Source organism: Streptomyces sp. NPDC050619 (genome assembly GCF_040654815.1).
Lineage (GTDB): Bacteria > Actinomycetota > Actinomycetes > Streptomycetales > Streptomycetaceae > Streptomyces.
Map to the genome: position 1 here is coordinate 335,260 of NZ_JBFAIR010000002.1, position 22,510 is coordinate 357,769.

A 22,510-nucleotide genomic window follows, 5' to 3' on the forward strand; every position below is an offset into this window, starting at 1 on the left:
CGTCACACCTTCGTAAGACCTGGCCGGCCGAGCGGGAGCGACACCGTGAACACCGTCGCGCCCGCCTCGCCGCTCAGCTCGATCCTGCCGCCGTGCGCCGCGATCAGGGAGTGGGCCACCGCGAGGCCCAGGCCGCTGCCGCCGCGGTCGCGGCTGCGGGCCTTGTCGACGCGGTAGAAGCGGTCGAAGACGCGTGCGCGGTCGGCGGCCGGGATGCCGGGCCCCGCGTCCGCGATCCGCACCAGCGCCCGGCCGGGCTCGACCGAGACCGCCACGGTCACCTCCGTGCCCGCCGGGGTGTGCACGGCCGCGTTGGTGAGCAGGTTGTCCAGGACCTGGCGGATGCGCTGCGGATCCAGGCGCAGCGTCAGCGTCTCGGGGCCGGCCGTCACCGTCAGCGGATGGTCCGGGTGGCTCGCGCGGAACGCGTCGGCCGCGTGGTCGGCCAGCTCCACCAGGTCCGCCTCAGCGAGCCGCAGCGGGGTCTCCACCTCGGCCGCGTCCAGGCGGGCGAGCAGCAGCAGGTCGTCGAGCAGGAAGCCCATCCGGGCGGCCTCGGCGCGCAGCCGGGCCAGGTGCTTGTCGCGTTCCTCGGGGGCGTTGGCGGCGGCGTACTGGAAGAGGTCCGCGTAGCCCCGTACGGACATCAGAGGCGTACGCAGCTCGTGCGAGGCGTCCGCGACGAAGCGGCGCAGGCGCTGTTCGGCCTCCGCGCGGACCGCGAGGGAGTCGTCGATGTGTTCCAGCATCGTGTTGAACGCGGTGCGCAGCTCGTCCACCTCCGGCCCGCCGTCCCGGCCGTCCGCGCGCAGCGGGAGCCGGGACGCGGACTCGGTGAGGTCGTGCGAGGCGATGCCGTGGGCGGTGGAGGCCATGTCGCTCAGGGGTTGCAGCCCGCGCCGCAGCAGCTTGCGGCCGAGCACCACCAGCGCCGCCGCCGCGAGGGCGAACGCGATCACCTGCACGGTGATCAGCCGGTCCACGGTGTCCTCGATCTCCTTCATGGGCGCGGCGCTGACCAGCACCACCCCGGGCTCGACCTCGCAGGCCCGCAGCCGGTAGACGCCCTCCCCGTCGATCCTCACGGTGCGCAGCAGCTCGGTGTCGGAGTGCGCCATGGTGTCGGCGAGTGCGGTGAGCGGGCGGATGTCGTGCGGGATGTCGGCAGGTCGGCGCAACACGGCCGCGCCGCCCGACACGTCGTACACCGCGGTGAACCAGCGGTAGTACGGCTTCTGCGTCACCGTGCCGTTGGCCGCGGCGTCCTTGGACTGCACGGTCTGGACGACCTTCAGCTGGTAGCCCAGCTGGCTGTCCAGGTACTCGCGCATGTACATCGTCAGCGCGTAGCCCACGACGGCGAACACCACCAGGGACAGCGCGCCGACCCCCAGCGCCAGCCGGGTGCCCAGGCGCAGTCTGCGGTAGGTGTGGCGCAGCCGCCGGAAGAAGCCGCTCACTCGGCGGCCTGCCGGACCACGTAGCCGAAGCCCCGCACGGTGTGGATCAGCGGCTCGCCCGTCGAGTCGAGCTTGCGGCGCAGTCTGCTGACGACCAGCTCCACGACATTGGACCGGCCGCCGAAGCCGTACTCCCACACGTGGTCCAGGATCTGCGCCTTGGTGAGCACGGTCGGCGACTTGCGCATCAGATAGCGCAGCACCTCGTACTCGGTCGGGGTGAGCGTGAGCAGCCGCTCGCCGCGCCGCACCTCGCGGGTGTCCTCGTCCATCGTCAGGTCCGCCACCTGGAGTACGGACCGCTGGAAGCCGGGCCCGGCGCTGCGCCGCAGCACGGTCCGCAGCCGGGCCATCAGCTCCTCCACCGCGAACGGCTTGACCAGGTAGTCGTCGCCGCCCCGGGTCAGCCCCGCCACCCGGTCGGCGACCGCGTCCCGGGCCGTGAGGAACACCACGGGCACCATCGTCCCGGAGCGGCGCAGCCGGTCCAGGACGCCGAAGCCGTCGATGTCTGGCAGCATCAGATCGAGCACGACGATGTCCGGGCGGAACTCGACGGCGCGGGTCAGCGCCTCCTCGCCCGAGTTCGCGGTGACCGCGTCCCAGCCCTCATAGCGGGCGACCGTCGCCACGAGGTCGGCGATCGGCGGGTCGTCGTCCACGACGAGGAGTCGTACTTTGTCCACCTGCTCATAGTGCTTCACTCGAACGCCGAAGCCAGACCCGGGCCCCCGCCGTGGCCACATCGATAACCACTTGAAAGTCGTACGACAGTGAATCGACAGCTCCCGCCGGAGAAGCTCGTTACACCCCGGACCCGATCAAGGAGCTCTGTCCGTGACTGCCGTCCAATCGCCCCCAGCGCCCCCCACGGCGATACGTCCCAGAGTGGTGGCCCGCACGGGCCTGTACGCCGTGCTGGCCGCGAACGTGGCCGTGGTGACCTTCTTCTTCACACAGGCCGGATTCGCCTCGAACACCCTCATCGTGCTGGGCCGGCTGGCCGGTCTGTACGGCGCGCTCCTGATGGCCTTCCAGCTGGTGCTGGTGGCCCGCCTGCCGTGGCTCGACCGCCGCATCGGCATGGACCGGCTGACCTCCTGGCACCGCTGGACCGGCTTCGGCATCCTGTTCACGCTGCTCACGCACGCCGTCTTCATCACCTTCGGCTACGCCGACTCGTCCGGCATGGACCCGGTGAACCAGATCATCGACCTCGCCGAGACCGTCGAGGGCGTGCTCCGCGCGGTCGTCGCGCTGGGCATCATCATCGTCGTGGGCGCCGTCTCGGGCCGCTACGCCCGGCGCCGCCTCGCGTACGAGACGTGGCACTTCATCCACCTGTACACCTACGCCGCCGTGGTGCTGGCCTTCACCCACCAGGTCGCGGTCGGTACGACCTTCACCGCGTCGGACGCCGCCACGACGTACTGGTACGGCGTGTGGGGCGTCGCGCTCGGCTCCGTGGCCCTGGGCCGGCTGGTGCTGCCGCTGTGGCGGAACTGGCGCCACCAGCTGCGGGTCACGGCCGTCGTGCCCGAGTCCGAGAACGTCGTCTCGATCTACATGACCGGCCGCGACCTCGACCGGATGCCCGCCCGGGCCGGCCAGTTCTTCCTGTGGCGGTTCATGACCCGGGACCGCTGGTGGCAGGCCAACCCGTTCTCCCTGTCGGCCGCGCCCGACGGCCGCACCCTGCGGCTCACCGCCAAGGCGGCCGGCGACGGCAGCGCCGCCCTGCGGCATGTGAAGGTCGGCACGCGGGTCTTCGCCGAGGGCCCCTACGGCGCCTTCACCGCGATGCACCGCACCCGCTCGGAGGCCGTGCTCATCGCCGGCGGCGTCGGGGTCACTCCCATCCGGGCGCTCCTGGAGGAACTGCACGGCCACGCGGTCGTCATCTACCGGGTCGGCAGCGACCGGGACGCGGTCCTCTACGAGGAGCTGCGGGACCTCGCCCTCGCCAAGGGCGCCGAGCTGCACCTGGTGACCGGCCCGGTCAGCCCCGACAAGCTTTCGCCGGGCGAGCTGGCCCGGATGGTGCCGGACATCGCCGACCGGGACGTCTTCCTGTGCGGGCCGCCGCCCATGATGAACGCGGTGCTGGGCAGCCTGCGCGAGCTGGACGTGCCCAAGCCGCAGATCCACTTCGAACGCTTCAGCCTGGCGGGATGAGGAAGTCACCGTGAAGAAGGCAGTACCCATTCTGGTCCTGAGCGTCGCGGGCCTGATCCCGGTGTGGCGCTACGCGCCGTCGACCGACACGACGTCCTCGGTCGCCGCGCCCGCTCCTTCCACGCCCTCCTCCCCGGGTGCCTCCTCCCAGGTGGTCACCGGCACGACGGTGAACACGGAGAAGGGCCCCGTCGAGGTCCAGGTGACCTTCGACGGCGAGAAGATCACCGCCGTCAAGCTGCTCCAGCAGCCGAACCATCCGCAGACGACGGCGGCGGTGCCGAAGCTGATCGCATCGACGCTTCAGGCGCAGAGCGCGGACATCGACACGGTGTCGGGCGCGACGATCACCACCGAGGGCTACAAGGAGTCGCTCCAGGCGGCGATCGACGAGAACGCGAAGGCGGCAGCGGCATCGCCCTCGGCGTCCGCCACGTCGGAGGTCGTCACCGGCTCGACGGTGAACACGGAGAAGGGCCCGGTCCAGGTCGAGGTCACCTTCGACGGCGACAAGATCAGCTCCGTACGCATGCTCCAGCAGCCGAACCATCCGCAGACGACGGCGGCGGTGCCGAAGCTGATCGCGGAGACGCTTCAGGCGCAGGGCACGGACATCGACACGGTGTCCGGTGCGACGATCACGACCGAGGGCTACAAGGAGTCGCTCCAGGCCGCCCTCGACGCGAAGGGCGCCTGAGGTGCTGCGGGTCGAACACGTCATGGGCTTCCCGGTCTCGCTGCGGATCGACGACCCGGACGTCCCCGAGTCGGCCGCGGACGCGGTCTTCGCGTGGCTGCGCGAGGTCGACGTCCGGTTCAGCCCCTTCAAGCCCGACAGCGAGGTGTCCCGCCTCGACCGGGGCGAGGTGGTGGAGCTCAGCGCGGACCTCACCGAGGTCCTCGACCTGTGCGAGCACTACCGCGTCGCCACCGGCGGCGCCTTCGACGTACGGCTGCCCGGCCGCGGCCTCGACCCCTGCGCGGTGGTCAAGGGCTGGTCGGTGCAGCGGGCGGCCGAACTGCTGACGGCGGCCGGTGCGCGCCGGTTCTGCCTCAACGCCGGCGGTGACGTGGTCGCCGCCGGCGGCCCCTGGCGGGTCGGCGTACGGCACCCCGAACACGCCGACAAGTTGTGCACGGTGCTTGACCTCACCGACGCGGCGGTCGCGACCTCCGCCCGCTACGAGCGCGGCGACCACATCATCGACGGCCGCACCGGCCGCCCCGCGACCGGCCTGCTCAGCCTGACCGTCGTCGCCCCGACCCTGGCCGAGGCGGACTCGGTCGCCACGGCGGCCTTCGCGATGGGCACGGAGGGCATCGAGTGGGCGGCCGGCCTGGACGGCTGCGAGGTGTTCGCGGTGGACGCGGAGCGACAGGTGCTGCGGTCGGCCGGGTTTCCGGTGGCGGGGGAGCGGGCCGCGGCGGCTTAGTGGTCGGCGCCGGAAGTCCCTCGGGGGTTGCTCATGGTCAGTTCTCGGCGCTGGTCAGCAGGAGTGCGTGGACGCGCCGCCATGCGTCGGCCGACGTGGTGCGATCGGTGCCGAGGAAGCCGTGTCCGATGCCGGGGTAGACGACCATCTCGTGACGGATGCCGGCCTCGCGCAGCGCCCGTGTGATCTCGCGTCGCTGTGCGGGCGGGACGACGTGGTCCTCCTCGCCGACGAGGAAGAGGACCCGCCCGGTGATCTTCGAGGTCAGTGACAGCGTCGGCTCGGGGCGGCTGATCGAGATGTCGGTGCCCGGCAGCCAGCCGCCGTAGAAGACGACCACCGCGGCGAGGTCGAACTCCGTGGCCGCGAGGTAGGCGATGTGACCGCCGAGGCTCAACCCGACCATGCTGACGCGTTCGCTGCCGGCCGCGTGCAGGTGGTCGATGGCGGCGCGCACGTCGCTGAGAACCGCGGTGCGCGTCATCAGCCCCAGCAGCTCGAAGCCTCGCTCCCGCCCCGCGGGGTCGCGGGGCAGTTCGCTGCCGGGGGCGGTTCGGTGGTGGAAGTCCGGCGCGAGTGCCACGAACCCGCCTCCCGCGAGTCGGTCGCAGACGTCGCGGACACCGCCATCGACGCCGAAGAGCTCCATGCCCACCAGGACGCCCGGGAACGGGCCGGGAGCCGTCGGCCGGGCGACGTAGGCACCCATCGGCGGCCCGTCGCCCACCGGGATGTCGACGTGTTCGGTGCGGATGGCGTACGGCCCGGTTGTGCCGACTTCTGTGTTCCGGAGATTCATGGCGCCAAGGTAGCCAGCGCCTAGAGTGGTATCCACAGGATGTTTTTCCTAGTAATGGAAGTACCAGGATGCCTCAGTCCACGATCCGGACCAGGGAACTGGGAGAGCTGCTCCGCTCCCGCCGCGAGCGGCTTCAGCCGGCCGATGTCGGTCTGCCCACGGGAACTCGACGCCGGACCCGCGGTCTGCGCCGGGAAGAGGTGGCCCAACTCGCGGCCATTTCCTCGACGTACTACACCTACCTGGAGCAGGGCCGCGACGTGCGTCCCTCCCGCCAGGTGCTCGACTCCCTCTCGGCGGCCCTGCGACTCGACGCCGCCGAGCGGAGTCATATCCACGAGCTCGTCCACGGAGCCCCACCCGCCGAAACACCCGGCGTCGCTGAAACGCTCTCACCTGCCGTCGTCTCGCTCGTCGACCGGCTCGACCCATGCCCGGCCTATGTCACCGGCCGGTGCTGGGACGTGCTGGCCTCCAACCGGGCCGCCCGCGCACTGTGGACCGACTGGCCCGCCCGGCCACCGGAAGCCCGCAACCTGCTCTGGTGGATGTTCACCGACCCGGGCGCCCGTCAGGTGATGGCCGACTGGCCGGCCGAAGCATCCGCACTGCTCGGCCGATTCCGCACCGCCGCGGCACGACACCCGGGCGACCCCGGCTTCAGCAGGTTGCTCGAGCGGCTGCACGGGGCGAGCCCCGAGGTGAGGAGCTGGTGGCCACAGCACAGAGTCGTCCCCCTCACCTCCGGCACCAAGCGGCTGCGTCATCCCGTCCTGGGGGAGATCGAGTTGGAGCACGTCGTGCTCCAACTCGCCGACGATCCCGAGCAGAAACTGGTCACCTTCGGCGCCACCGACCAGGACCAGGCTCGGATCGCCCAGCTGTGGTAGATGGCGGCGGTCCGCTGCGCGGGAGCCGCGCGTATTCCGCGAGGAGCTCGGTGAGGGGGCGGCCGTCGGTGTGCCAGTCGGCGTCCTCGCTCGACTCGTCGAACGCCGGGTTCTGCTTCTTGTCGCGGGCAAACTCACAGCTCGCCCACAGCCCGCCCCCGCCGGACCCCCAGGAACCGCCCGCCACGGCCTGGCAACACAAGCCGTCTAGACTCTCCCGGCAGCGGCCCGCACGCGACGGTGGCCGGTAATGGGCAACTTCTGCCAGACCCGAAGGGTATTCGGCGCTTTGATACGGATAGATTCAGTCACCAAGCGGTACCCGGACGGCACGGTGGCGGTCGACCGGCTCTCGTTGGAGATACCCGACCGCTCGATCACCGTCCTCGTGGGGCCCTCGGGCTGCGGGAAGACGACGACCCTGCGCATGATCAACCGGATGGTCGAGCCCAGCGAGGGCACCATCCTCCTCGACGGCAAGGACATCCTCCAGCAGCCCGTGAACACGCTGCGCCGGTCCATGGGCTACGTCATCCAGAACGCCGGGCTCTTCCAGCACCGCACGATCATCGACAACATCGCCACCGTGCCCCGCATGCTCGGCTGGGGCAAGGACAAGGCGCGGGAGCGGGCCCGGGAGCTGATGGAGCGGGTCGGTCTCGACGCCGCACTCGCCAAGCGCTACCCCTACCAGCTGTCCGGCGGACAGCAGCAGCGCGTCGGTGTGGCGCGGGCGCTCGCCGCCGATCCGCCGGTGCTGCTGATGGACGAGCCGTTCTCCGCCGTCGACCCCATCGTGCGCAAGGGGCTCCAGGACGAACTCCTGCGCATCCAGGAGGAGTTGGGCAAGACCATCGTCTTCGTCACGCACGACATCGACGAGGCCGTCAAGATCGGCACGATGGTCGCCGTGATGCGCACCGGCGGCAAGCTCGCCCAGTTCGCGCCGCCCGCCGAGCTGCTGTCCAGCCCGGCCGACGCCTTCGTCGAGGACTTCCTCGGCGCGGACCGCGGCATCCGGCGGCTGTCCTTCTTCCCCTCCGCCGGACTCGAGCTGCTGACCGCGCCGATCGTCGCGATCGACGCCACCGCCGAGCAGATCGCCGCCCGCGACACGGACGGTGCCCCCTACCTCCTCGTCACGGACCTGGAGGGCAAGCCCCTCGGCTGGAGCGAGCCGCAGGACCTGACCGCCGGCAGCATCACGCCCGAGCAACTGCTGTCGTACGGGCGGCCGTTCACGGCCGGTACGGACTCGCTGCGGTCCGCGCTCGACTGCGCGGTGCTCTCGCCCACCGGCTGGGCCGTCGCCGTGGACGCCGAGGGCCGGGCGGCCGGAGTCGTCTCCCAGCAGACCATCGGCGAGGCGATCCGCGGCGCCCATCACGCGGAAGGCCGCGCAAACGACGAGGCCGCGAAGGCCGCCCGATGAGCGGCTTCTTCGATATCCCGAGCGACCTCCAGCACAGCTGGCTCGGCCTGATCGGCCTGCATCTGCGAGAAGCCCTGCTGCCGGTCCTGGTCGGACTGGTGCTCGCCCTGCCGATCGCCCAACTCTGCGTGCGCTTCCGCTGGTTGTACCCGCCCGTGCTGTGGGTGACGACCGTGCTGTACGCCATCCCGTCACTGGCCTTCTTCGTCGTCCTCATCGACTACACCGGCCAGACCGAGCTCACCGTGATGATCCCGCTGACCGTCTACAGCCTGGTCGTGCTGGTCCCGGCGATCGTCGACGGGGTGCGGTCGGTGCCGCAGGAGACGCTGGCCGCCGCCACCGCCATGGGCTTCGGCCCCATCCGCCGCTACGCCCAGGTGCAACTGCCGATCGCCGTCCCCGCCATCATCGCGGGACTGCGCATCGCGGTCGTCTCCAGCATCAGCCTCGTCAGCGTCGGCACCCTGATCGGCAACCAGGGCGCGCTGGGCAACCTGCTCGCCGACGCGATGTTCTACCACCGGCCCGAGCTCGCGGTGAACTCCGTGATCACCACGGCCGTCCTGGCGATCCTCATCGACGCCCTGCTGGTGGGCGTCCGCGTGCTGCTGACGCCCTGGATGCCGCGCAGCGCGCCATCGAAACCCAAGGCCGACCGGCCCGACCCGGCCGCCCTCGCCCTGGAGGACGCAGCCCGGTGAACGTACTCAACTTCATCAACTCCTTCTTCAGCGACAGCGCCCACTGGAAGGGCTACGACGGCATCCCCACCCGCCTGTCGGAGCACGTCGGCTACTCCGTCATGGCGCTCGCCATCGCCGCCGCGATCGGGCTCCCCGTGGGCCTGCTGACCGGCCACACCGGCCGCGGCGGCAACGCCCTCGCGCTCATCGCCACCGCCGCCCGGGCGCTGCCCAGCTTCGGCCTGCTGGTGCTGATGTTCGTCATCCTCGGGCTCGGCCTGCTGCCCGTGATGATCCCGCTGGTCGTCCTCGCCATCCCGCCGATCCTGGTCACCACCTACGAGGCGATGCGCTCCGTCGACCCGTCCCCGGTGGACGCGGCGCGGGGCATGGGCATGCACGAGGCCCGGGTCCTGTTCCAGGTCGAACTGCCGGTGGCGCTCCCGCTGATCCTCAGCGGCCTGCGCTCGGCGGCCATCCAGATCGTCTCCACGGCCACCATCGCCGCGTACGTCTCCCTCGGCGGCCTCGGCCGCTACATCGTCGACGGCCTCTACCAGCGCAACTACGAGAAGGTCGTGGGCGGCGCCACGCTGACCGCCGTGATGGCGCTGGCCACGCTCGGACTGTTCTGGGCGGTGACGCGGATCGCGGTGTCGCCGGGGGTGCGGCGGAGCAACTAGGGCCCTTCTGATGGATCTCCGTGGAAGAAGGAGCGGCGTTCGGTGCGTGCTCTCGGCGTGCCGGGCGGAAGTCCTCGTAGCGGAGCTACTAGGGTTTTCGTCCGGTGCGGCGAGAGTGCGTGCCGGGCGTCGCGACGCCGCGGAGATCCATCAGAAGGGCCCTAGGCGGGGCTGGGCGCCGCGGGGCCGCGGCAGGCAGCCGGACCTTGCCATCTGCGCATTCTCTCCACAAGTACTCGACCGTAACGGCGGCCACTCCAGTTATTTTGAGACTTCAATAGTTAAGTTCGATCTACTTTTCGCGATCAACGCACCGAGGCCCTACATGCCCAGCTCGTCCCGTACCACCTCCACCGGTGGCCGTCACCGCAAGTCCAAATCAATGAGCCCGTCGGTCCGACGAACGCTCGTGATGGTGGCGACCGCCCCCGTCGCCGGGACGATCCTGGCCGCTCCGTCCGCCTTCGCCGCGGACAAGGCCATCGCCAAGAGCTCCGCCACCGAACTCGACACCGCCGAGCAGAAGATCGCGGACAACCTCGACACGCGGAGCCAGGACGCGCGTCTTGGCACCAACCTCAGCGGTGTCGTCCTCGACGCCAAGTCGGACAAGCCGATCTGGGGTCACAACGCGACCACCGCGCTGATGCCCGCGTCCAATGCCAAGCTCGCCACCTCCACCGCCGCGTTGACCGTTCTCGGCCCCGACCACAGGTTCACCACCAAGGTCGTCTACGGCGACGGCACGCTCACCCTCGTCGGAGGGGGCGACCGCACCCTGACCACCGACGACCTCGACGCGCTGGCCAAGACCGCGGTCGCGGGCCTGAACAACGCCGGTCTCACCTCGGTGAAGGTCCGCATCGACGACAGTCTCTTTCCCGAGCCCGCCCTCGCCACCGGCTGGAACGCCGACTACGTCCCGAGCGAGGTCGCCCCGGTGCGTGCCCTGGTGGTGGACGGACACGCGGTCACGGACACCTCCCTGGACGCGGGACAGGTCTTCGCCAAGCTCCTCGCCGACCAGGGCGTCACGGTCACCGGTGACGTCACCCGCGGCGTGGCAGGGTCCGGAGACGTCGATGTGGCTCAGCACCAGTCCGACAAGCTGTCCACGATCGTGAAGCACATGCTCAAGGTGAGCGACAACAACATCGCCGAGACGCTGCTGCGGATGACCGCGCTGGGCGCCGGCCGCCCGGCCACGTTCGAGGACGGGACGGCGGTCGTACGGGACGTGCTCAGCCACACGTACGGCGTGTCGTTGGACAACTTCGAGATGTACGACGGCAGCGGGCTGTCCCGCTCCGACCGCATCCCGGCCCAGACCTTGGCGGACATCCTCGACCTGACCACCGACTCCCGCTACAGCCAGACCCTGAAGTACATCGCGGACGGCCTGCCCGTCTCGGGCGAGGCGGGCGCCACCCTGGGGCCCGAGTGGGGCCGGTTCGACACTGCGGACTCGAAGTGCGCGGTCGGCAAGGTCAAGGCCAAGACCGGCACCCTCACCGGCGCCATCGCGCTGAGCGGGATGACGCAGGCCCAGGACGGGCGCTGGAAGATCTTCTCCTTCGTCGAGAACGGCTCCACCGCCAGCGGAAGCGACATCAAGGACAGCCTGGACGGCCTCGCCGCCACGGTCAACGGCTGCTGGGCGTAACCCTGAGGCGCGCACACAGCCCGGACGCCGGTCTTCCCGGTGCAGGTTCCCGCTGTCCATGCCGCCGTGTCTGAAACCCGGTTCCCCTACACGAGTGTGCTTTCACTCTGGTCGCTGTGGTCTACGAAAGCGGGCCCGGGGCGATGGTCGCATCGCCCCGGGCCCGCCGCCGTACGTCATCCCTCGGTGCGCGCAAGCGCCTGTTCCAGTACGACGAGCAGGGCGTCGCGTACCGAGCCGCGCTCGCGGGCGTCGAACACCACGATCGGGGTGCGGTCGTTGACGTCGAGCGCCCAGCGGACCTCCTCCAGGGTGTGCTCGACCTGCCCGTCGAAGGCGTTGACGGCCACCGCGAACGGGATCTGCTTGTGCTCGAAGTAGTCGACGGCCGCGTAGCAGTCGTCGAGACGGCGCGTGTCCACGATGACGAGCCCGCCGAGCGCGCCCTCGACCAGGTCGTCCCACATGAAGCCGAACCGCTCCTGGCCGGGCGTGCCGAACAGGTACAGCTTCAGGGTCGGGTCGATGGTGATGCAGCCGAAGTCCATCGCGACCGTGGTCGTGGTCTTGCGCGGGGTGTGGCTGAGGTCGTCCACGCCCGCCGCGACCTCGGTGATGGCGGCCTCGGTGGTCAGCGGCGCGATCTCGGAGATCGAGCCGACGGAGGTGGTCTTGCCCACCCCGAAGCCGCCCGCGATCACTATCTTGACCGGCAGCGGCGGTCTTGCTGCGGCCTGCGCGGCCGCGGGGCGGGTGGCCGGTTCAGTCGGAATCACGGAGAACCCCTCGGGAGTCGGGGATGGCACGGAGGCCATCGATAACCCTTCGCAGGACGGATGCGTCGCGGATGATGCCGGTGTCGGGCACGTGCACTGTCAACTGCCCCGCCGTGCGCAGGTCCTCGGCGAGGATCCGCACCACGTTGAGGTGCAGCCGCAGCCGGGCCGCGATCTCCGCGATGGACTGCGGCTGTCGGCAGGCGGCGACGATGTCGTGCTGTTCGAAGGAGAGCCGGTCGAGCACGGCGAGGCCTTCGGCGGTGGCCACCACCTGGGTCTCGACGGGCATCGTCCGGCCGTTGGCGCTGGGTGCCACCCGGCCGGCGGTGACCAGGAACGGTCGTACGGCGGGGACGGGGCCGATCGCCCCCGGGCCCGGGGGCATGCCGCCGTCCTCGCCTGCACCTCTCGCAGTGCGGCCGTCCGCCATGGCTGTGTGTCTTCCTCCTCGGCCGGGCGGTGCCCGGTCAGCGCTTCGACGCGGCGCCGACGCTGTTCTTCAGTTCGAGTACGAGTTGAGGGCTGAGGGCGGCACCGGCACGGTTGGCGAACAGCGTCATCTCGTAGGCGATGTTGCCGAGCTTGGCCTCCTTGTCGGTGACGACGCCGAGGACGGCGCCGCTGCCGATCGCGGAGACCAGGACGTGGCCGCCCTCAAGGTCGATGATGACCTTGTTGAGGCCGCCCAGGCCGTAGTTGCCGGAGGCTCCGGCGGCCAGGCTGGTGATGCCGGAGACGATCGCGGCGAGGCGTTCGGAGTCGGCGTGCTCGCGCAGTTCGGAAACGGCGATGAGCAGCCCGTCGGAGGATACGGCGATGGCGTCGACGACGCCCGCCGTCTCGGTGGCGAAACGGTTCAACAGCCACGTGAAGTCGGCTGCCGCGGCCTGCAGTTCGGCCGGCGTGGTGCCTCCCGTCGGAGTGTCACCTGTCGACGTGCTCACTGCTCCGCTCCTTCCGGGGAGTGGTTCTGGTTGTGCGGGGGGTTGGGGACGGGGTTGGAGGTGGTGGAGTCGGTCGGGTGGGTCGCGGTCTTGTCGACGGTGGCGCCGCCGCTCCCGCTGTCACGGTGCGCACGTTCCACGGCCGCCTCGAACTCGTCGAGCGCGGCCCGGACGGCGTCCGCGTCGGCGGGGCGGGGCGCGGCGCGGTGCCCGGTCTGCTGACCGGCGTCGGCCCCGAAGGTCGTACGCAGCGTGGCTCCCCGGACGCGCCGACGCAGTGGGCGTGCGCCGGCGTCGGCGTGCCCGGACGGGCGTGTCTCGCCGCTCCGGGCCCTGGGGATGAAGGGCGCGTCGTCGGGATCGGCGGACATGTCTTGAGGGCGGGGGGTGGTTGGGGAAGCGCCGGCCGGGCTGGGCGCGGTCGATATGCCGTACGGGCCGGATGGCGGTGGCGCGTCGGTCGGGGTGGTGGGTGCGGGGGACGTGGTGTCCGAGGTGGGTGGTGTCGGGGAGGTACTGGCCGGGCCGGGGGTGGGCGTGCCGTCCGGGTCGGGGATGGCCGGCGTGGTGGGTGTGGTCGGCGAAGTGCCGTCCGCACCGGGTGTGGGCGTGCCGTCCGGGTGCGGTGCGGACGACGTACTGGCTGCGGCCTGCGCCGCCGACGCGCCGTTCAAGGTGTACGTGGCTGATGTGCCGGGCGGGGCGGGGTCGCGCCGGGGGATCCTGCGGGGGAGCGGTCCGGGCTCGTCGTCGGCCGGGATAGTGCCGTTGGAGGCGGCGTCCGCGGGGACCGCCGGGCGTGAGCCCGAGACAGCGGTCCCGTACTCGCCCGCCGGTGACGCGGCGCCGGCTTCGGAGGCCGCACCAGGCGCTGCCACCCCTGAGGCCGACGCGTCGGAGGAACTCCCCCGACCGGCCGAGGCGCCCGACCCCGCACCCGGACTCACCCCCGACCCGGAAACCAGGCCCGAACTCGCCGCCGCCCCAGAACCCGTTCCTGACCCGTAAGCCGCGCCCGCGTTCGACCTGGCTGCCGCCCCAGAACCCGCTCCTGACCCGGAAGCCAAGCCCGAATCCGACCCCGCCCCGGAACCTGCTGCCGCCCCAGAACCCGACCCCGCCCCAGAACCCGACCCCGCCCCGGAAGCCAAGCCCACCCCAGACCCCGCCGCCGAACCGCCGGAGGCAACCCCTGCCGAACCGCCGAAGGCAACAACCGGACTCATCGTCAGCAGCAAAGACGAAGGAATCGACACCTCGGCCGTCACCCCACCACCCGGTGTACGCGACAAGGCGACCCCCACCTCCCAGCGGCGCGCCAGCGTGCCCACCACGAACAGGCCGAGCACCTTCGTAGGCACCACGTCCAGGCGTTCGCGGCGGATCAGGCGGGCGTTCTCCTCGGTGAGGCGCTCGGCGCTCATGCCCAGGCCGTGGTCGGCGACCACGATCAGCGCGCCCTGGGCGCCGTTGCGCACCGTCACCTCGACGGGGCTTCCCGCGGGTGAGAACGACACGGCGTTCTCCACGAGTTCGGCCACCATCAGCGTGAGGTCGCCGATGATGTCGGGCTCGACCATGACCTCGGTCCCGGCGGACAGCTGAACCCGCTGGAAGCCCTCGATCTGGCCGAGTGCGGCCCGTACGACGTTGGTCAGGGCGGTGGGACCGGAGTCGAGGACCGTCTCGCGGATGCCGGCGAGCAGCATCAGGCTGTCGGCGTTGCGGCGCAGGCGGACCGCGATGTGGTCGATGGAATACAACCGCTCCAGCAGCGCGGGGTCGGTCTCCCCGCGTTCCACCGCGTCGATCAGCGCCAGCTGCCGCGTGGTCAGGTTGCTCACGCGGCGGCCGACGTTGCCGAACATCTCGGCGACGTTGCGGCGGCTGAGCACCTGGCGTTCCAGCAGCGCGGACGCGGTGGTCTGCACATGGTTGAAGGCCTCGGCGAGGTCGCCGATCTCGTCCTGCGCGGTGACCGGTACCTCGCGCAGCCGGGGCGCGCTGTCGTCCTCGGCGTCGTCGTCGGCCACCCGGGCGAGCTCGCGGCCGCCCGCGTCGGCGACCTGCCGGGCGGCACCGGTGAGGGCCTGCACCGGGCGGACCACCGAGCGCCGCACGAGCACCGCGAAGGCGATCCAGACGGCGAAGCCGAACAGCGCGAGGCTCAGCAGCAGGACCGCGCGCCAGGCGGCGTCGCTGGAGGCGGCGTCGGCGCGGTCGGCGATCTGGCCGATGAGCGACGAGGTGATCTCCAGCCGGGTCTGGGCCTGCTCGCGGTAGGCGGGGTAGGCGGCGAAGGCCTCGGTGAACGCCGCGCGGATCCGCTCGGGCGTGCCGGCCTGGAGGTTGCTGGGGTCGATCTGGAGCTCGGCGTAGTGCTGGCCGATGGTCGCCTGGGCGCTGTTGTGCTCGATGCCGCCCAGTTCGTCCGCCTGGGCCTCGGTGGCGAACCGGGAGAAGCGGTCGGCCTGGTGGTCGTACTCGTTGTCGAAGCCGACCGCGCCGATGAACTCGATGAGGGCGTTGCTGTCCCCGGTGCGCGCGGAGAACACGGCCGTCTCGAAGGCGCTGTGGGCGGCGTCGGCGCGCAGCAGGGAGTCCAGCAGGTTGCCGGTGAACGTCCCGGCGAGGGCCGTGTTGTGGTCCAGGCCGAGGCCGTCGATCAGGCCCTTGGAGGCGTTGGTGTAGGCCGGGTCGATGTTGTCGGCGGGCAGATAGCCCTGTGCGACGGTGTCACGCAGGCTGCTGAGGCCGTTGATCTCCCGCAGGGCCTGCGCCTCGGTGGCCGGCAGCCGGTCGCCGAAGGTGTCCTGCACCTTCTCGACCTGGGAGGCCACCGCGGCCTGCGCCTTGCGGTACTCGGCGGCGGAGGGACGGGTGCCGGGGCCGGCCGCCTCGTGGCGCACGGACAGCAGAATGGCCTGCTGGTGCTCGGTCTCCACCCGGTCCACCAACTGCGCGACCTGCGCGCTGTCCCGGACCAGCCGGGCGGCGGAGTCGGCGTCCCGCGCCTGGCTCACCTGGTCGGCGATGAGGTAGGCGAGCAGCACGGCGACCACGGCCAGCGGCACGCCCACCAGGACGTTGAGCTTGCGGCGGAACGGCCAGCGGTCGGCGAAGCCCCGTATGCCACCCCGGACCGGCGACGGTGCCGGTGCCGACGGGACGGATGCGCCCACCTCGTTCGTGGACACCAGGCCTCCTTCATGGGTGTCTCACGGCGCGCGAGGAACTCACGTGACCGTTTCTGATCGATACGGGAACGGTGTGCAACGGCACTCATACTGGTGCCAAACAAGGCCAAACAACACCGAAGCGGCCCCCGCACTCCACTGTGACCGGCGCCAACTTCCGCGAGACTACAGGCTCTTCCAGCCCCCACCAGCGCCACCCTGCGTCAAGAATCAATTACGACCCGCCCACGGTTCCGGGGGTTCGGTGCGGGTTCGTGGGTCTTTCCTTCACGAGCGGATCACAACCGATCCGCAACGATCTTCGTTCGGCAGCGCATTGACGCCAATTGGTGACCAAGCGGCTCTTGACTGACCAAGAACCCGCTGGATTGGATCAGCGGAAGAGCTTCTTCGCAAGCCCACTGAACCCCACAGGCCGGAACGGAAATCGTGACTTCTACCGCCGCACACAGCAGGTCCTTCAGGAAACACCCCGGCGTGGCCGCCGTCGCGCTCGCCGCCGCCACGGTCCTGCTGGCGGGATGTGGCTCCTCCGACGACAAGTCCGACCCGCTCTCCGAGGACACGCCGGACGGCGGCACCGTCGTCGTCGGTTCCAACAACTTCGCCGAGAGCATCCTGCTCGCCGACATCTACGGCGAGGCCCTGAAGGCCAAGGACATCAAGGTCACCTACAAGCCGAACATCGGCAGCCGTGAGACCACCTACGGCCTGCTGAAGAACGGCTCCATCACGGTCCTGCCGGAGTACAACGGCTCGCTGCTCGCCTACCTGGACCCGAAGGCGGAGCAGAAGTCGAAGGAGGCGGTGAACGCCGCGGCGAAGGCCAAGCTCGACCCGAAGCTGACGCTGCTGGAGTCGTCGCCCGCCGAGGACAAGGACTCCGTCAGCATCAACGCGGAGACCGCCAAGAAGTACAACCTGACCGGCGAGTCGACCCTCGCGGACCTCAAGGCCATCGCTCCGCAGCTGGTCATCGGCGGTTCGCCCGAGTTCCAGACCCGGCAGCAGGGCCTGGTGGGCCTGAAGTCCGCGTACGGCCTGGAGTTCAAGTCCTTCAAGGCCCTCGACGCGGGCGGCCCGCTGACCCAGGCGGCGCTGACGAAGAACACCGTGCAGGCGGCGGACATCTTCACCACGGACCCGACCATCGTCAAGGAGAAGTTCGTCGTCCTCCAGGACCCGAAGAACCTCTTCGGCTTCGCGAACGTGACCCCGCTCGCCTACAAGAGCGGCCTCTCCCAGGAAGGCGTGGCGGCCCTCAACGAGGTCTCGGCCAAGCTGGACACCAAGTCGCTGCTGGAGATGGACTCCCAGGTGCAGCTGGAGAACAAGGACCCGCTCGACGTCGCCAAGGACTGGCTGAAGTCGGTCGGCCTGAGCTGACGTCCGCACCTTGGACACCACATCGGACGGACCGGCGCGGGCGCCCTCTGGAACAGGGGGTGACCGCGCCGTCCTCGACGGCACCTCCCTCGGCCTCGGCTCGCTCGTCCGGCTCGCCGACCGCACCGCCGTACCCGCCGTGCCGCCCGAGGCGCAGGCGCGGGCCCGGCGGTCGTGGCACACCGCCCAGCGCCTCGCCGCCGCCGGACGGCTCTACGGCCGCGGCACCGGCGTCGGCGCCCACCGCTCGGTGCCGGTCGACGCGGGCGACGAGAGCGAGCACGGCCTGCGGCTCCTGCGCAGCCACGCCGGCGGCTTCGGCGCGCTCCTCCCGGCCCGCCAGGTGCGGGCGATGCTCGCCGTGCGCGCCAACCAGCTGCTCGCCGGCGGCTCCGGCATCCAGCCCGCCTTCATAGACGCGCTCACCGAGGCCCTGCGGCTCGGCGTCCACCCGGCGGTCCACGAGTACGGCGGTCTCGGCACCGGCGATCTGACCGCCCTGGCCGAGACCGGCCTCACCCTGATCGGCGAACACTCCTGGCTGGGCGACGGCGCGCAGGGGCTGCCGACCCCCGTGACCCCCGAGCCGGGCGACACCTTCGCCCTCCTCAGCAGCAACGCCCTCGCGCTCGGCCAGGCGGCGCTGGCCTGCCACGACCTCGACGTCCTCCTGCGCGCCTCGCACGCGGTGGCCGCTCTGTCCCTCGCCGCCGTCTCCGGCTCCCTGGAGGCGTACGCGGCCCCGGTGCACGCCCTGCGCCCGTACCCCGGCGCGGCCCGCGCGGCGGCGGAGGTACGGCGACTGCTGGGCGGGGCGAGTGTCGAATCCCGCCGCGTCCAGGACCCGTACGGCTTCCGCGCCTTCCCCCAGGTGCACGGCTGCGCCCTGGACGCCGCGGCGGCCCTGCGGCGGATCGTCGAAGTGGAGATCAACTGCCCCTCGGAGAACCCGCTGATGGCGGCCGACGGCACGGAGGCCTACCACCATGGCGGTTTCTTCGCCGCGCCCCTGGGCCTCGCCCTGGACGGCCTGAACCTGGCCGTGCTCCAGACCGCGCAGCTCTCCGCCGCGCGCCTGACCGCGCTCGGCCGCGCCGACCTCACCGGCCTGCCCGCGTACCTCACGGCGGGCCCCGCGAGCAGCTCCGGCACGATGATCCTGGAGTACACCGCCAACTCGGCACTCGCCGAGCTGCGTGTCAGCGCCGCCCCCGCGTCGACCGGCCACGCGGTCGTGTCGCACGGCCTGGAGGAGGCCGCGAGCTTCGCCTCCCAGGCCGCCCGCCAGTCACTGCGCGCGACACAGGCCTACGCCACCGTCCTGGCCTGCGAACTCGTCACCGCCGTACGGGCACTGCGCATGCAGCCCGCGCCGCCGCCCGTCCTCGTGTTCGCCAAGGCGACCGCGGCCCTTCCGTCCGGCACCGAGGACCGTCCGCTGACGGGGGATGTGGCGACGGCGGCAGACCTGCTCTCTGTACTCGCGGAGGTGTAGCGCCGCCCCTACTGGCGGAGTGGTAGCGAAGCCCCTACCGCACGTGCGTCACCGAGCCGAGTTCCGCCCGTGCCCGGGCCGCCGCGCCGATCGTCACCGCGTCGTCGCCCAAGCGTGCGGGCAGCACCCGTACCGGGTGGCCGCTGACCGGGGGCTCGGCCGCCAGGGTTCGTTCGATCGACGGCTCGACGAGGGCCCACGACCTGGTGACGCCGCCGCCGATCACGAAGGTCGTGACGTCCAGCAGGCCCGCCGTGACCAGGATCGCCCGGGCCACGGCGGCACCCGCCCTCTCGTACACGGCGAGCGCGTCCGGGTCGGCAGCCCCCGCCGCCTCGGCCACCTCGCGGGCGCTCAGCGTCAGCCCGGTGCGCTCGCCGTACCGCGCCGCGATCGACCGCCCGGACGCCAGAGTCTCCAGGTGGCCGCGTCCGCCGCAGGTGCAGGGCAGGTCGCCGAAGCCGGGGACGTGGCCGATCTCGCCGGCCGCTCCGTGCGGGCCGTCGTACAGCCCGCCGTCCAGCCACAGCGCCCCGCCCACCCCGGTGCCCAGCGTCATCCCGAGCACATGCGGCTCGCCCGCCACCGCGCCGGCCGCCGCCTCGCCGCGCAGGAACGCGTTGACGTCGTTGTCCAGGAACGCCGGCACCCCCAGCGCCTCCTCGACGGCCGCCGTCACCGCGAACCCGGCCCAGCCCCGGAAGGAGTCGCTCGCCACGAGGATCCGCCCGGCCCGCGCGTCCACCAGGCCCGCCGCGCCCACCCCGACGCCCAGCAACCGCGCGGACGTACGGCCGAGCAGCAGACGTACGGCGTCCAGCGCGGCCCCGACCATCGCCGCCCCGCCCTCGGCCGCCGGGGTCGGCACCTCGACGCGGTCGACGACGCTCAGATCCTCCCCGCACAGGGCCACTTGGGTCGTCGTACCGCCGATGTCGACACCGGCGATCAGGTGCGTCACGCGGTGGCCTCCGTCCTCGGGGATTGCCTGCGGCGCCGTTGCAGCACCGGATCGGGCACCGGCACGGCGGCGATCAGCCGGCGCGTGTACTCGGTCTCCGGACGCAGCAGGGTGGACATGGTCGGCCCCTGCTCCTCGACCCGACCCGCCCGCATGACGACGACCCGCTGGGCGAACTCCTGCACCACGGCCAGGTCGTGCGAGACGAACAGGCAGGCGAACCCCAGCTCGCGCTGCAACTCGGCGATCACCTCCAGGACCGTGCGCTGCACACTCACATCCAGCGCACTCGTCGGCTCGTCCGCGACCAGCAGCCGCGGCCGCAGCACCAGCGCCCGGGCCAGACTCACCCGCTGCCGCTGACCGCCCGACAGCTCGCGTGGCCCTCGGCCCGCCAACTCCCTCGACAACCGGACCAGTTCGAGGGCCTCCGCGACCCGCTCCCGTCGCTCGGCCGCCGGCATGCCGCGCCGGTGCGTCCGCAGCGGCTCGGCGACGCACTCCGCCACACTCATTCGCGCGTCCAGCGAGGCCACCGGATCCTGGAGCACCAAACCCACCCCGGAGAGCAGCGCCCGGCGGGCCCGTCCCCGCGCCCGCCCCAGGTCACTGCCGAACAGCGACACCGAGCCGGCCACCGGCACAACGAGCCCGAGCGCGACCCGCGCCGCCGTCGACTTGCCCGATCCCGACTCGCCCACGAGGCCCACGGTCTCGCCGGGGCGCACCGTGAGCGACACCTCCTCCAAGGCCCGTACGGCATGCGGCCCTCGGCCGAAACGCACGGAGACGTCCTGGAGTCGGACCACAGGAGTGTCCTCGGAAGCCGGCTTCGGGGGAGGTAGAGCCTCCCCGGTGACCCTCAGTCGCGGCACCGCCGCCAGCAGCCGTTGCGTGTACTCGTGAGTCGGACGCAACAGCACCTCCTCCACGGAACCCGTCTCCACCACCTCGCCCCGCAGCATCACGGCCACCCGGTCGGCGAAGTCCGCGACCACGCCCATGTTGTGCGTGACCAGCAGCACGCCCGTGCCCGAGTCGGCCGCCAACGCCCGGAGCAGATCCAGGATCTCGGCCTGCACGGTGACGTCGAGCGCGGTGGTCGGCTCGTCGGCGATCAGCAGGCCCGGCGAGTTGGCGATGGCCATGGCGATGACGACCCGCTGCCGCTGCCCGCCCGACAGCTGGAACGGGAACGCGGACGCCCGCCGCTCCGGCTCGGGTATGCCGACCCTGCGCAGGAGATCGACCGCCGCACGCTTGGCCTCCGCCCGCGGAACGCGCCGGTGATTGCGTATGACCTCGGTGATCTGCGCGCCGACCCGGGTCAGCGGATCCAGCGCGCTGGCCGGCTCCTGGAACACCATCGACGCCGTACGGCCGCGCAGCCGGGCGAGCTCCGCCTCACCGGCTCCGACGACCTCCGTACCGTCGACCGTGACCCGCCCCGACGCCCGCGCGTTCCCGGGCAACAGCCCCATCGCGGCGAGCGCCACCGTCGACTTGCCCGACCCGGACTCGCCGACCAGCGCCAGCGTCTCGCCGGGCCGGACCCGCAGGGACACGTCCCGTACGGCGGGCACGTCACCCGTGTCCGTCGAGAAGGTCACCCCGAGCTTCTCCATCTCCAGAATGTTCATCCACGCCCCTTCACGTCGAAGGCGTCGCGCAGTCCGTCGCCGATCGCGTTGAACGCGCACACGACGAGGATGATCGCGAGGCCCGGCGGAACGATCAGCCACCAGCGCCCGGAGTACGCGGCCGTCAGACCGGCCGACAGCATGCCGCCCCAGTCCGTCGACGGCGGCTGGACGCCCAGGCCGAGATACGACACGTACGCGACGAGCAGGATCGCGTCGGCGACCTGGAAGGTGGCCGCGACCACGATCGTCGACACCGAGTTCGGCAGGATGTGCCGGACGATCGCCCGGCCGTGCGTGCCGCCGGTCGCGCGCAATGTCAGTACGTAGTCACGGTTCTTGAGCGTGAGCGTCTCCGCCCGGATCAGCCGGGACGGCACCAGCCACGACACCAGGCCGAGGATCACGATCAGCCCCAGCGTGCCCGGCGACGTGATCGCGGAGACGACCAGCAGGATGAACAGCGCGGGAATCGCGATCCCGGCGTCCACCACCCGCATCATCACCGCGTCCACCCAACCGCCCGCGTACCCCGCGACCGCACCCCACAGCGTGCCGATGACGGTAGCCAGCAGCCCGGCCGCGAGCCCGACAAGCAGCGAGACCTTCCCGCCGTACATCAACCGCCCGAGCTCGTCGTGCCCGACGGCGTCCGTGCCCAGCCAATGGGCACCGCTCGGGGCGAGGTTGACCTGGGTGAGGTCGGTGTGGGTCTGGTCGGTGGAGTAGAGAAGTGGGCCGACAAAGCAGAACAGCAGAAAGAGCAAAACGACCATGAGCCCGGCGACGGCCAGCCTGTTGCGCGCGAAGCGAGCAACCAGGGGCGCGGGGAACTGCGCGACAAGCCCCCACCGGCCCGCACTTTGAATACGGCCTTCTCCCGAAAC

Annotated in this window: 20 protein-coding genes; 10 read left to right on the forward strand and 10 right to left on the reverse strand. The window is 71.4% G+C overall.

Annotated elements, in window-relative coordinates:
- Positions 1-2: 2 nt before the first annotated feature.
- Positions 3-1,460, reverse strand: coding sequence for a HAMP domain-containing sensor histidine kinase (locus tag AB0I77_RS04530; protein ID WP_363280842.1), 1,458 nt, complete (start codon positions 1,458-1,460; stop codon positions 3-5).
- Entirely contained in the window at positions 1,457-2,146 is a 690-nt protein-coding gene (locus AB0I77_RS04535; protein ID WP_363280843.1) for a response regulator transcription factor, read from the reverse strand. The genes AB0I77_RS04530 and AB0I77_RS04535 overlap by 4 nt, the downstream gene beginning before the upstream one ends.
- Before the next feature lie 151 nt (positions 2,147-2,297).
- On the opposite strand from AB0I77_RS04535, the gene AB0I77_RS04540 reads away from it, so the two are divergent.
- From AB0I77_RS04540 to AB0I77_RS04550, 3 genes are read left to right on the forward strand one after another with little or no spacing between them, the layout of a single operon-like run.
- Positions 2,298-3,635, forward strand: a complete 1,338-nt coding sequence (locus AB0I77_RS04540) for a ferredoxin reductase family protein (RefSeq protein WP_363280844.1) — start codon at positions 2,298-2,300, stop codon at positions 3,633-3,635.
- 10 nt (positions 3,636-3,645) lie between these two features.
- The gene (locus AB0I77_RS04545) at positions 3,646-4,332 is read left to right on the forward strand and encodes an FMN-binding protein (protein ID WP_363280845.1); all 687 of its coding nucleotides are present in this window, start codon (positions 3,646-3,648) and stop codon (positions 4,330-4,332) included.
- A gap of 1 nt (position 4,333) precedes the next feature.
- Positions 4,334-5,068: an FAD:protein FMN transferase gene (locus AB0I77_RS04550; protein WP_363280846.1), complete on the forward strand. Its 735-nt coding sequence runs from the start codon at positions 4,334-4,336 to the stop codon at positions 5,066-5,068.
- 37 nt (positions 5,069-5,105) lie between these two features.
- Here the strand turns inward: AB0I77_RS04550 and AB0I77_RS04555 are convergent, their stop codons facing one another.
- Positions 5,106-5,867 carry a dienelactone hydrolase family protein gene (locus tag AB0I77_RS04555; RefSeq protein ID WP_363280847.1) on the reverse strand — a complete coding sequence of 254 codons (762 nt, stop codon included), beginning with the start codon at positions 5,865-5,867 and terminating at the stop codon, positions 5,106-5,108.
- Positions 5,868-5,935: 68 nt separating this feature from the next.
- On the opposite strand from AB0I77_RS04555, the gene AB0I77_RS04560 reads away from it, so the two are divergent.
- The 5 genes from AB0I77_RS04560 (at position 5,936) to dacB (ending at position 11,221) form a co-directional block, all read left to right on the forward strand.
- Positions 5,936-6,757 carry a helix-turn-helix transcriptional regulator gene (locus tag AB0I77_RS04560; protein WP_363280848.1) on the forward strand — a complete coding sequence of 274 codons (822 nt, stop codon included), beginning with the start codon at positions 5,936-5,938 and terminating at the stop codon, positions 6,755-6,757.
- A 289-nt stretch (positions 6,758-7,046) separates the two neighbouring features.
- Positions 7,047-8,189 (forward strand): ABC transporter ATP-binding protein, encoded by a 1,143-nt coding sequence (locus tag AB0I77_RS04565; RefSeq protein WP_363280849.1) that lies wholly within the window; start codon positions 7,047-7,049, stop codon positions 8,187-8,189.
- Positions 8,186-8,893 (forward strand): ABC transporter permease subunit, encoded by a 708-nt coding sequence (locus AB0I77_RS04570; protein WP_363280850.1) that lies wholly within the window; start codon positions 8,186-8,188, stop codon positions 8,891-8,893. Before AB0I77_RS04565 ends, AB0I77_RS04570 begins: the two co-directional genes overlap by 4 nt.
- Positions 8,890-9,558, forward strand: a complete 669-nt coding sequence (locus AB0I77_RS04575) for an ABC transporter permease (protein ID WP_363280852.1) — start codon at positions 8,890-8,892, stop codon at positions 9,556-9,558. Before AB0I77_RS04570 ends, AB0I77_RS04575 begins: the two co-directional genes overlap by 4 nt.
- A gap of 325 nt (positions 9,559-9,883) precedes the next feature.
- Positions 9,884-11,221 carry a D-alanyl-D-alanine carboxypeptidase/D-alanyl-D-alanine-endopeptidase gene (gene dacB, locus AB0I77_RS04580; RefSeq protein WP_363280853.1) on the forward strand — a complete coding sequence of 446 codons (1,338 nt, stop codon included), beginning with the start codon at positions 9,884-9,886 and terminating at the stop codon, positions 11,219-11,221.
- Positions 11,222-11,397: 176 nt separating this feature from the next.
- On the opposite strand, the gene AB0I77_RS04585 is transcribed toward dacB, so the two are convergent.
- The 4 genes from AB0I77_RS04585 to AB0I77_RS04600 form a co-directional block, all read right to left on the reverse strand.
- Entirely contained in the window at positions 11,398-11,997 is a 600-nt protein-coding gene (locus AB0I77_RS04585) for an ATP/GTP-binding protein (protein WP_363280854.1), read from the reverse strand.
- Entirely contained in the window at positions 11,984-12,385 is a 402-nt protein-coding gene (locus tag AB0I77_RS04590; RefSeq protein WP_363280855.1) for a DUF742 domain-containing protein, read from the reverse strand. The genes AB0I77_RS04585 and AB0I77_RS04590 overlap by 14 nt, the downstream gene beginning before the upstream one ends.
- A gap of 82 nt (positions 12,386-12,467) precedes the next feature.
- Complete coding sequence (locus AB0I77_RS04595) at positions 12,468-12,944, reverse strand: roadblock/LC7 domain-containing protein (protein WP_363280856.1); 477 nt, start codon at positions 12,942-12,944, stop codon at positions 12,468-12,470.
- Positions 12,941-16,141 (reverse strand): ATP-binding protein, encoded by a 3,201-nt coding sequence (locus tag AB0I77_RS04600; RefSeq protein ID WP_363280857.1) that lies wholly within the window; start codon positions 16,139-16,141, stop codon positions 12,941-12,943. Before AB0I77_RS04600 ends, AB0I77_RS04595 begins: the two co-directional genes overlap by 4 nt.
- A 429-nt stretch (positions 16,142-16,570) precedes the next feature.
- On the opposite strand from AB0I77_RS04600, the gene AB0I77_RS04605 reads away from it, so the two are divergent.
- The gene (locus AB0I77_RS04605; RefSeq protein ID WP_363280858.1) at positions 16,571-17,527 is read left to right on the forward strand and encodes an ABC transporter substrate-binding protein; all 957 of its coding nucleotides are present in this window, start codon (positions 16,571-16,573) and stop codon (positions 17,525-17,527) included.
- A gap of 10 nt (positions 17,528-17,537) precedes the next feature.
- Positions 17,538-19,022 carry an aromatic amino acid lyase gene (locus AB0I77_RS04610; protein WP_363280859.1) on the forward strand — a complete coding sequence of 495 codons (1,485 nt, stop codon included), beginning with the start codon at positions 17,538-17,540 and terminating at the stop codon, positions 19,020-19,022.
- A gap of 34 nt (positions 19,023-19,056) precedes the next feature.
- Here the strand turns inward: AB0I77_RS04610 and AB0I77_RS04615 are convergent, their stop codons facing one another.
- The 3 genes from AB0I77_RS04615 to AB0I77_RS04625 are packed head-to-tail and all read right to left on the reverse strand — an operon-like array spanning position 19,057 to position 22,492.
- Entirely contained in the window at positions 19,057-19,974 is a 918-nt protein-coding gene (locus tag AB0I77_RS04615; RefSeq protein WP_363281144.1) for an ROK family protein, read from the reverse strand.
- A 5-nt stretch (positions 19,975-19,979) separates the two neighbouring features.
- A complete protein-coding gene (locus tag AB0I77_RS04620) occupies positions 19,980-21,623 on the reverse strand; it encodes an ABC transporter ATP-binding protein (protein ID WP_363280860.1) in 1,644 nt (547 codons plus the stop codon).
- Positions 21,620-22,492, reverse strand: coding sequence for an ABC transporter permease (locus AB0I77_RS04625; RefSeq protein WP_363281145.1), 873 nt, complete (start codon positions 22,490-22,492; stop codon positions 21,620-21,622). Before AB0I77_RS04625 ends, AB0I77_RS04620 begins: the two co-directional genes overlap by 4 nt.
- Positions 22,493-22,510 lie beyond the last annotated feature (18 nt).